The organism is Paenisporosarcina cavernae (assembly GCF_003595195.1).
In the GTDB taxonomy this organism is placed as follows: domain Bacteria; phylum Bacillota; class Bacilli; order Bacillales_A; family Planococcaceae; genus Paenisporosarcina; species Paenisporosarcina cavernae.
In genome coordinates this window covers 1-10,000 of sequence record NZ_CP032418.1, presented here as the reverse complement: position 1 = coordinate 10,000, position 10,000 = coordinate 1, and the positions used below count along the sequence as shown (strand labels likewise).

The 10,000-nt window shown below is 51.8% G+C and carries 18 tRNA genes and 5 rRNA genes (1 of these 23 cut by a window edge); 11 read left to right on the top strand and 12 right to left on the bottom strand.

The window, feature by feature from the left end:
* From D3873_RS00115 to D3873_RS00065, 11 genes are all read left to right on the top strand, one after another.
* Positions 1–2,920: ribosomal RNA gene (locus D3873_RS00115) — 23S ribosomal RNA — on the top strand (it extends 3 nt beyond the left edge of the window).
* A gap of 154 nt (positions 2,921–3,074) precedes the next feature.
* Positions 3,075–3,190 (top strand): 5S ribosomal RNA (gene rrf / locus D3873_RS00110).
* Positions 3,191–3,212: 22 nt separating this feature from the next.
* A tRNA-Val gene (locus D3873_RS00105) sits at positions 3,213–3,288 on the top strand.
* A 7-nt stretch (positions 3,289–3,295) separates the two neighbouring features.
* Positions 3,296–3,371, top strand: a tRNA-Thr gene (locus tag D3873_RS00100).
* Between the two features lie 6 nt (positions 3,372–3,377).
* Positions 3,378–3,453 (top strand) — tRNA-Lys (locus tag D3873_RS00095).
* A gap of 12 nt (positions 3,454–3,465) precedes the next feature.
* Positions 3,466–3,547: transfer RNA gene (locus D3873_RS00090), tRNA-Leu, on the top strand.
* Positions 3,548–3,565: 18 nt separating this feature from the next.
* Positions 3,566–3,640, top strand: a tRNA-Gly gene (locus D3873_RS00085).
* Positions 3,641–3,663: 23 nt separating this feature from the next.
* Positions 3,664–3,752: transfer RNA gene (locus D3873_RS00080), tRNA-Leu, on the top strand.
* A 21-nt stretch (positions 3,753–3,773) separates the two neighbouring features.
* Positions 3,774–3,850, top strand: a tRNA-Arg gene (locus tag D3873_RS00075).
* Positions 3,851–3,866: 16 nt separating this feature from the next.
* A tRNA-Pro gene (locus D3873_RS00070) sits at positions 3,867–3,943 on the top strand.
* A 17-nt stretch (positions 3,944–3,960) separates the two neighbouring features.
* Positions 3,961–4,034: transfer RNA gene (locus D3873_RS00065), tRNA-Ala, on the top strand.
* Positions 4,035–4,054: 20 nt separating this feature from the next.
* On the opposite strand, the gene D3873_RS00060 is transcribed toward D3873_RS00065, so the two are convergent.
* From D3873_RS00060 to D3873_RS00005, 12 genes are all read right to left on the bottom strand, one after another.
* Positions 4,055–4,129 (bottom strand) — tRNA-Ala (locus D3873_RS00060).
* Positions 4,130–4,146: 17 nt separating this feature from the next.
* Positions 4,147–4,223 (bottom strand) — tRNA-Pro (locus D3873_RS00055).
* A gap of 16 nt (positions 4,224–4,239) precedes the next feature.
* Positions 4,240–4,316: transfer RNA gene (locus D3873_RS00050), tRNA-Arg, on the bottom strand.
* A 21-nt stretch (positions 4,317–4,337) separates the two neighbouring features.
* Positions 4,338–4,426: transfer RNA gene (locus D3873_RS00045), tRNA-Leu, on the bottom strand.
* Between the two features lie 23 nt (positions 4,427–4,449).
* Positions 4,450–4,524: transfer RNA gene (locus D3873_RS00040), tRNA-Gly, on the bottom strand.
* A gap of 18 nt (positions 4,525–4,542) precedes the next feature.
* A tRNA-Leu gene (locus D3873_RS00035) sits at positions 4,543–4,624 on the bottom strand.
* A 12-nt stretch (positions 4,625–4,636) separates the two neighbouring features.
* Positions 4,637–4,712 (bottom strand) — tRNA-Lys (locus D3873_RS00030).
* Positions 4,713–4,718: 6 nt separating this feature from the next.
* Positions 4,719–4,794: transfer RNA gene (locus D3873_RS00025), tRNA-Thr, on the bottom strand.
* Positions 4,795–4,801: 7 nt separating this feature from the next.
* A tRNA-Val gene (locus tag D3873_RS00020) sits at positions 4,802–4,877 on the bottom strand.
* A gap of 22 nt (positions 4,878–4,899) precedes the next feature.
* Positions 4,900–5,015 (bottom strand): 5S ribosomal RNA (gene rrf, locus D3873_RS00015).
* Between the two features lie 156 nt (positions 5,016–5,171).
* A 23S ribosomal RNA gene (locus tag D3873_RS00010) occupies positions 5,172–8,104 on the bottom strand.
* A 301-nt stretch (positions 8,105–8,405) separates the two neighbouring features.
* Positions 8,406–9,955, bottom strand: a 16S ribosomal RNA gene (locus D3873_RS00005).
* Positions 9,956–10,000: the final 45 nt, after the last annotated feature.

Genomic DNA, 10,000 nt, shown 5'->3' with positions numbered 1-10,000 from the left:
TAAGTTAATAAGGGCGCACGGTGAATGCCTTGGCACTAGGAGCCGAAGAAGGACGGTACGAACACCGATATGCCTCGGGGAGCTGTAAGTAAGCATTGATCCGGGGATTTCCGAATGGGGAAACCCACTGTTTTTAATCGAGCAGTACGTTTACGTGAATTCATAGCGTAATCGAGGCACACCCAGGGAACTGAAACATCTAAGTACCTGGAGGAAGAGAAAGAAAAATCGATTCCCTGAGTAGCGGCGAGCGAAACGGGAAGAGCCCAAACCAAGAGGCTTGCCTCTTGGGGTTGTAGGACACTCAATACGGAGTTACAAAAGAACGGGGTAGGCGAAGCGATCTGGAAAGGTCCGCGAAACAAGGTAACAGCCCTGTAGTCGAAAGTTCGTTCTCTCCTGAGTGGATCCTGAGTACGGCGGAACACGTGAAATTCCGTCGGAATCCGGGAGGACCATCTCCCAAGGCTAAATACTCCCTAGTGACCGATAGTGAACCAGTACCGTGAGGGAAAGGTGAAAAGCACCCCGGAAGGGGAGTGAAAAAGATCCTGAAACCGTGTGCCTACAAGTAGTTAGAGCCCGTTAATGGTGATAGCGTGCCTTTTGTAGAATGAACCGGCGAGTTACGATTGCGTGCAAGGTTAAGCTGAGAAGGCGGAGCCGTAGCGAAAGCGAGTCTGAATAGGGCGAATGAGTACGTAGTTGTAGACCCGAAACCAGGTGATCTACCCATGTCCAGGGTGAAGGTAAGGTAACACTTACTGGAGGCCCGAACCCACGCATGTTGAAAAATGCGGGGATGAGGTGTGGGTAGCGGAGAAATTCCAATCGAACCTGGAGATAGCTGGTTCTCTCCGAAATAGCTTTAGGGCTAGCCTCAAACGTGAGAATCCTGGAGGTAGAGCACTGTTTGGACTAGGGGCCCATCCCGGTTACCGAATTCACAAACTCCGAATGCCAGAGATTTATGTTTGGGAGTCAGACTGCGAGTGATAAGATCCGTAGTCAAGAGGGAAACAGCCCAGACCACCAGCTAAGGTCCCCAAGTAATTGTTAAGTGGAAAAGGATGTGGCGTTGCTTAGACAACCAGGATGTTGGCTTAGAAGCAGCCATCATTTAAAGAGTGCGTAATAGCTCACTGGTCGAGTGACGCTGCGCCGAAAATGTATCGGGCTAAACAATTCACCGAAGCTGTGGATTGACACCGTAGGTGTCAGTGGTAGGAGAGCGTTCTAAGGGCGTTGAAGCTAGACCGGAAGGACTGGTGGAGCGCTTAGAAGTGAGAATGCCGGTATGAGTAGCGAAAGACGGGTGAGAATCCCGTCCACCGAATGACTAAGGTTTCCTGAGGAAGGCTCGTCCGCTCAGGGTTAGTCGGGACCTAAGTCGAGGCCGATAGGCGTAGACGATGGACAACAGGTTGATATTCCTGTACCACCTCCCCGCCGTTTGAGTAATGGGGGGACGCAGTAGGATAGGGTAAGCGTGCCGTTGGTTGTGCACGTTCAAGCAGTGAGATGTGGAATGAGGCAAATCCCGTTCCTATAACATTGAGCTGTGATGACAAGGACACTTGGTCTGGAGTTCCTGATTTCACACTGCCAAGAAAAGCCTCTAACGAGGCGGGAGGTGCCCGTACCGCAAACCGACACAGGTAGTCGAGGAGAGAATCCTAAGGTGATCGAGAGAACTCTCGTTAAGGAACTCGGCAAAATGACCCCGTAACTTCGGGAGAAGGGGTGCTCTATTAGGGTGTTAAAGCCCGAGAGAGCCGCAGTGAATAGGCCCAGGCGACTGTTTAGCAAAAACACAGGTCTCTGCAAAACCGTAAGGTGACGTATAGGGGCTGACGCCTGCCCGGTGCTGGAAGGTTAAGAGGAGTGCTTAGCGCAAGCGAAGGTGCGAATTGAAGCCCCAGTAAACGGCGGCCGTAACTATAACGGTCCTAAGGTAGCGAAATTCCTTGTCGGGTAAGTTCCGACCCGCACGAAAGGCGTAACGATCTGGGCACTGTCTCAACGAGAGACTCGGTGAAATTATAGTACCTGTGAAGATGCAGGTTACCGCGACAGGACGGAAAGACCCCGTGGAGCTTTACTGTAGCCTGATATGGAATTTTGGTACAACTTGTACAGGATAGGTAGGAGCCTAAGAGCCCGGAGCGCCAGCTTCGGAGGAGGCGTCGGTGGGATACTACCCTGGTTGTATTGAACTTCTAACCCATACCCGTAAGCCGGGTAGGAGACAGTGTCAGGCGGGCAGTTTGACTGGGGCGGTCGCCTCCTAAAGTGTAACGGAGGCGCCCAAAGGTTCCCTCAGAATGGTTGGAAATCATTCGTAGAGTGTAAAGGCAGAAGGGAGCTTGACTGCGAGACCTACAAGTCGAGCAGGGTCGAAAGACGGGCTTAGTGATCCGGTGGTTCCGCATGGAAGGGCCATCGCTCAACGGATAAAAGCTACCCGGGGATAACAGGCTTATCCCCCAAGAGTCCACATCGACGGGGAGGTTTGGCACCTCGATGTCGGCTCATCGCATCCTGGGGCTGTAGTCGGTCCCAAGGGTTGGGCTGTTCGCCCATTAAAGCGGTACGCGAGCTGGGTTCAGAACGTCGTGAGACAGTTCGGTCCCTATCCGTCGTGGGCGTAGGAAATTTGAGAGGAGCTGTCCTTAGTACGAGAGGACCGGGATGGACACACCGCTGGTGTACCAGTTGTTCTGCCAAGAGCATCGCTGGGTAGCTATGTGTGGACGGGATAAGTGCTGAAAGCATCTAAGCATGAAGCCCCCCTCAAGATGAGATTTCCCATTACGCAAGTAAGTAAGATCCCTCAAAGACGATGAGGTAGATAGGTTCGAGGTGGAAGCGTGGCGACACGTGCAGCTGACGAATACTAATCGATCGAGGACTTAACCAAAACGAGTGGAACGTCGCAAGACGTTTCCACCGAACGTGTTCTTTCAATGACGTTTATCCAGTTTTGATGGAATAAGAATTCTTCGTTTTCTTTCAGAAGATACTTGTAATACTCGAAGAGTTGTTATAATAAATCTTGTCCCATTTTAATAAGGTCTAGTGATTATGGCAAAGAGGTCACACCCGTTCCCATACCGAACACGGAAGTTAAGCTCTTTAGCGCCGATGGTAGTTGGGGGTTTCCCCCTGTGAGAGTAGGACGTCGCTAGGCTTTATCATTTTTATACATAGTCGGAGGATTAGCTCAGCTGGGAGAGCACCTGCCTTACAAGCAGGGGGTCGGCGGTTCGATCCCGTCATCCTCCACCATTTTTATGCCGGTGTAGCTCAGTTGGTAGAGCAACTGACTTGTAATCAGTAGGTCGTGGGTTCGACTCCTATCGCCGGCACCACTTTTAGAGCCATTAGCTCAGTTGGTAGAGCATCTGACTTTTAATCAGAGGGTCGAAGGTTCGAGTCCTTCATGGCTCACCATTATTTTAATATGCGGGTGTGGCGGAACTGGCAGACGCACTAGACTTAGGATCTAGCGCCGCAAGGCGTGGGGGTTCGACTCCCTTCACCCGCACTCTTAAAATACTTATTAGCGGAAGTAGTTCAGTGGTAGAACACCACCTTGCCAAGGTGGGGGTCGCGAGTTCGAACCTCGTCTTCCGCTCCACAATTCTTTCGACATACATCCCTGCCGGGGTGGCGGAACTGGCAGACGCACAGGACTTAAAATCCTGCGGTAGGTGACTACCGTACCGGTTCGATTCCGGTCCTCGGCACCATTTTTACCCTTAATTTCATATGCGCCCGTAGCTCAATTGGATAGAGTACTTGACTACGAATCAAGCGGTTAGAGGTTCGAGTCCTCTCGGGCGCGCCATATTATTTAAATAAATCGGGAAGTAGCTCAGCTTGGTAGAGCACTTGGTTTGGGACCAAGGGGTCGCAGGTTCGAATCCTGTCTTCCCGACCAGTTTATTTTCCCTTAATGGGGCCTTAGCTCAGCTGGGAGAGCGCCTGCCTTGCACGCAGGAGGTCAGCGGTTCGATCCCGCTAGGCCGCCAGGATCTTATAGTTATAAAGTTGGTGGAGCTAGCGGGATCGAACCGCTGACCTCCTGCGTGCAAGGCAGGCGCTCTCCCAGCTGAGCTAAGGCCCCATTAAGGGAAAATAAACTGGTCGGGAAGACAGGATTCGAACCTGCGACCCCTTGGTCCCAAACCAAGTGCTCTACCAAGCTGAGCTACTTCCCGATTTATTTAAATAATATGGCGCGCCCGAGAGGACTCGAACCTCTAACCGCTTGATTCGTAGTCAAGTACTCTATCCAATTGAGCTACGGGCGCATATGAAATTAAGGGTAAAAATGGTGCCGAGGACCGGAATCGAACCGGTACGGTAGTCACCTACCGCAGGATTTTAAGTCCTGTGCGTCTGCCAGTTCCGCCACCCCGGCAGGGATGTATGTCGAAAGAATTGTGGAGCGGAAGACGAGGTTCGAACTCGCGACCCCCACCTTGGCAAGGTGGTGTTCTACCACTGAACTACTTCCGCTAATAAGTATTTTAAGAGTGCGGGTGAAGGGAGTCGAACCCCCACGCCTTGCGGCGCTAGATCCTAAGTCTAGTGCGTCTGCCAGTTCCGCCACACCCGCATATTAAAATAATGGTGAGCCATGAAGGACTCGAACCTTCGACCCTCTGATTAAAAGTCAGATGCTCTACCAACTGAGCTAATGGCTCTAAAAGTGGTGCCGGCGATAGGAGTCGAACCCACGACCTACTGATTACAAGTCAGTTGCTCTACCAACTGAGCTACACCGGCATAAAAATGGTGGAGGATGACGGGATCGAACCGCCGACCCCCTGCTTGTAAGGCAGGTGCTCTCCCAGCTGAGCTAATCCTCCGACTATGTATAAAAATGATAAAGCCTAGCGACGTCCTACTCTCACAGGGGGAAACCCCCAACTACCATCGGCGCTAAAGAGCTTAACTTCCGTGTTCGGTATGGGAACGGGTGTGACCTCTTTGCCATAATCACTAGACCTTATTAAAATGGGACAAGATTTATTATAACAACTCTTTCGAGTATTACAAGTATCTTCTGAAAAGAAAACGAAGAATTCTTATTCCATCAAAACTGGATAAACGTCATTGAAAGAACACGTTCGGTGGAAACGTCTTGCGACGTTCCACTCGTTTTGGTTAAGTCCTCGATCGATTAGTATTCGTCAGCTGCACGTGTCGCCACGCTTCCACCTCGAACCTATCTACCTCATCGTCTTTGAGGGATCTTACTTACTTGCGTAATGGGAAATCTCATCTTGAGGGGGGCTTCATGCTTAGATGCTTTCAGCACTTATCCCGTCCACACATAGCTACCCAGCGATGCTCTTGGCAGAACAACTGGTACACCAGCGGTGTGTCCATCCCGGTCCTCTCGTACTAAGGACAGCTCCTCTCAAATTTCCTACGCCCACGACGGATAGGGACCGAACTGTCTCACGACGTTCTGAACCCAGCTCGCGTACCGCTTTAATGGGCGAACAGCCCAACCCTTGGGACCGACTACAGCCCCAGGATGCGATGAGCCGACATCGAGGTGCCAAACCTCCCCGTCGATGTGGACTCTTGGGGGAGATAAGCCTGTTATCCCCGGGGTAGCTTTTATCCGTTGAGCGATGGCCCTTCCATGCGGAACCACCGGATCACTAAGCCCGTCTTTCGACCCTGCTCGACTTGTAGGTCTCGCAGTCAAGCTCCCTTCTGCCTTTACACTCTACGAATGATTTCCAACCATTCTGAGGGAACCTTTGGGCGCCTCCGTTACACTTTAGGAGGCGACCGCCCCAGTCAAACTGCCCGCCTGACACTGTCTCCTACCCGGCTTACGGGTATGGGTTAGAAGTTCAATACAACCAGGGTAGTATCCCACCGACGCCTCCTCCGAAGCTGGCGCTCCGGGCTCTTAGGCTCCTACCTATCCTGTACAAGTTGTACCAAAATTCCATATCAGGCTACAGTAAAGCTCCACGGGGTCTTTCCGTCCTGTCGCGGGTAACCTGCATCTTCACAGGTACTATAATTTCACCGAGTCTCTCGTTGAGACAGTGCCCAGATCGTTACGCCTTTCGTGCGGGTCGGAACTTACCCGACAAGGAATTTCGCTACCTTAGGACCGTTATAGTTACGGCCGCCGTTTACTGGGGCTTCAATTCGCACCTTCGCTTGCGCTAAGCACTCCTCTTAACCTTCCAGCACCGGGCAGGCGTCAGCCCCTATACGTCACCTTACGGTTTTGCAGAGACCTGTGTTTTTGCTAAACAGTCGCCTGGGCCTATTCACTGCGGCTCTCTCGGGCTTTAACACCCTAATAGAGCACCCCTTCTCCCGAAGTTACGGGGTCATTTTGCCGAGTTCCTTAACGAGAGTTCTCTCGATCACCTTAGGATTCTCTCCTCGACTACCTGTGTCGGTTTGCGGTACGGGCACCTCCCGCCTCGTTAGAGGCTTTTCTTGGCAGTGTGAAATCAGGAACTCCAGACCAAGTGGTCCTTGTCATCACAGCTCAATGTTATAGGAACGGGATTTGCCTCATTCCACATCTCACTGCTTGAACGTGCACAACCAACGGCACGCTTACCCTATCCTACTGCGTCCCCCCATTACTCAAACGGCGGGGAGGTGGTACAGGAATATCAACCTGTTGTCCATCGTCTACGCCTATCGGCCTCGACTTAGGTCCCGACTAACCCTGAGCGGACGAGCCTTCCTCAGGAAACCTTAGTCATTCGGTGGACGGGATTCTCACCCGTCTTTCGCTACTCATACCGGCATTCTCACTTCTAAGCGCTCCACCAGTCCTTCCGGTCTAGCTTCAACGCCCTTAGAACGCTCTCCTACCACTGACACCTACGGTGTCAATCCACAGCTTCGGTGAATTGTTTAGCCCCGATACATTTTCGGCGCAGCGTCACTCGACCAGTGAGCTATTACGCACTCTTTAAATGATGGCTGCTTCTAAGCCAACATCCTGGTTGTCTAAGCAACGCCACATCCTTTTCCACTTAACAATTACTTGGGGACCTTAGCTGGTGGTCTGGGCTGTTTCCCTCTTGACTACGGATCTTATCACTCGCAGTCTGACTCCCAAACATAAATCTCTGGCATTCGGAGTTTGTCTGAATTCGGTAACCCGGGATGGGCCCCTAGTCCAAACAGTGCTCTACCTCCAGGATTCTCACGTTTGAGGCTAGCCCTAAAGCTATTTCGGAGAGAACCAGCTATCTCCAGGTTCGATTGGAATTTCTCCGCTACCCACACCTCATCCCCGCATTTTTCAACATGCGTGGGTTCGGGCCTCCAGTAAGTGTTACCTTACCTTCACCCTGGACATGGGTAGATCACCTGGTTTCGGGTCTACAACTACGTACTCATTCGCCCTATTCAGACTCGCTTTCGCTACGGCTCCGCCTTCTCAGCTTAACCTTGCACGCAATCGTAACTCGCCGGTTCATTCTACAAAAGGCACGCTATCACCCATTAACGGGCTCTAACTACTTGTAGGCACACGGTTTCAGGATCTTTTTCACTCCCCTTCCGGGGTGCTTTTCACCTTTCCCTCACGGTACTGGTTCACTATCGGTCACTAGGGAGTATTTAGCCTTGGGAGATGGTCCTCCCGGATTCCGACGGAATTTCACGTGTTCCGCCGTACTCAGGATCCACTCAGGAGAGAACGAACTTTCGACTACAGGGCTGTTACCTTGTTTCGCGGACCTTTCCAGATCGCTTCGCCTACCCCGTTCTTTTGTAACTCCGTATTGAGTGTCCTACAACCCCAAGAGGCAAGCCTCTTGGTTTGGGCTCTTCCCGTTTCGCTCGCCGCTACTCAGGGAATCGATTTTTCTTTCTCTTCCTCCAGGTACTTAGATGTTTCAGTTCCCTGGGTGTGCCTCGATTACGCTATGAATTCACGTAAACGTACTGCTCGATTAAAAACAGTGGGTTTCCCCATTCGGAAATCCCCGGATCAATGCTTACTTACAGCTCCCCGAGGCATATCGGTGTTCGTACCGTCCTTCTTCGGCTCCTAGTGCCAAGGCATTCACCGTGCGCCCTTATTAACTTAACCGTTAATAAGCCTTGCATGGAAACAGTTCAAAACTGTTTACCTTGAATCTTACTTACAATGTGTTGCTTTCAATGTCGTTTTATCCAGTTTTCAAGAACAAGTTTGAAGTTTTCACTGTCTAGCTCACTCGGCAGTCCGCAACCTCTTTTCCCTACTCCCTCGTCATCAAGATGACGCAGTCGCAGGTCCAAAGTGGTAGTCGGCCTATCATGCCTCATTCCGCTTTTCTTGTGAACCTTCAAAACTGAACGCAAAACGTTAACCGATGAACCGAAGGTTCATCTTCCGTAATTATCCTTAGAAAGGAGGTGATCCAGCCGCACCTTCCGATACGGCTACCTTGTTACGACTTCACCCCCAATCATCTGTCCCACCTTCGGCGGCTGGCTCCAAAAGGTTACCTCACCGACTTCGGGTGTTACAAACTCTCGTGGTGTGACGGGCGGTGTGTACAAGGCCCGGGAACGTATTCACCGCGGCATGCTGATCCGCGATTACTAGCGATTCCGGCTTCATGTAGGCGAGTTGCAGCCTACAATCCGAACTGAGAACGGTTTTATGGGATTAGCTCCCCCTCGCGGGTTCGCAACCCTTTGTACCGTCCATTGTAGCACGTGTGTAGCCCAGGTCATAAGGGGCATGATGATTTGACGTCATCCCCACCTTCCTCCGGTTTGTCACCGGCAGTCACCTTAGAGTGCCCAACTAAATGCTGGCAACTAAGATCAAGGGTTGCGCTCGTTGCGGACTTAACCCAACATCTCACGACACGAGCTGACGACAACCATGCACCACCTGTCACCACTGTCCCGAAGGGAAAAGCATATCTCTATGCCGGTCAGTGGGATGTCAAGACCTGGTAAGGTTCTTCGCGTTGCTTCGAATTAAACCACATGCTCCACCGCTTGTGCGGGCCCCCGTCAATTCCTTTGAGTTTCAGCCTTGCGGCCGTACTCCCCAGGCGGAGTGCTTAATGCGTTAGCTGCAGCACTAAGGGGCGGAAACCCCCTAACACTTAGCACTCATCGTTTACGGCGTGGACTACCAGGGTATCTAATCCTGTTTGCTCCCACGCTTTCGCGCTCAGCGTCAGTTACAGACCAGAAAGCCGCCTTCGCCACTGGTGTTCCTCCACATCTCTACGCATTTCACCGCTACACGTGGAATTCCGCTTTCCTCTTCTGCACTCAAGTCCTCCAGTTTCCCAATGACCCTCCACGGTTGAGCCGTGGGCTTTCACATCAGACTTAAAGGACCGCCTGCGCGCGCTTTACGCCCAATAATTCCGGACAACGCTTGCCACCTACGTATTACCGCGGCTCTGGCACGTAGTTAGCCGTGGCTTTCTAATGAGGTACCGTCATAGTAAGGACAGTTACTCCCTACCTGTTCTTCCCTCACAACAGAGTTTTACGATCCGAAAACCTTCTTCACTCACGCGGCGTTGCTCCATCAGACTTTCGTCCATTGTGGAAGATTCCCTACTGCTGCCTCCCGTAGGAGTCTGGGCCGTGTCTCAGTCCCAGTGTGGCCGATCACCCTCTCAGGTCGGCTACGCATCGTCGCCTTGGTAGGCCGTTACCCTACCAACTAGCTAATGCGCCGCGGGCCCATCCTGTAGTGACAGCCGAAACCGTCTTTCAACTTCAAATCATGAAATCCGAAGGATTATTCGGTATTAGCCCCGGTTTCCCGGAGTTATCCCAATCTACAGGGCAGGTTGCCCACGTGTTACTCACCCGTCCGCCGCTAAAATCAGAAGAAGCAAGCTTCTTCTTCTTTCCGCTCGACTTGCATGTATTAGGCACGCCGCCAGCGTTCGTCCTGAGCCAGGATCAAACTCTCCATCATAGAGAGCATGATTGCTCATGCTGTTTGCTGGCATCTTAATGATGT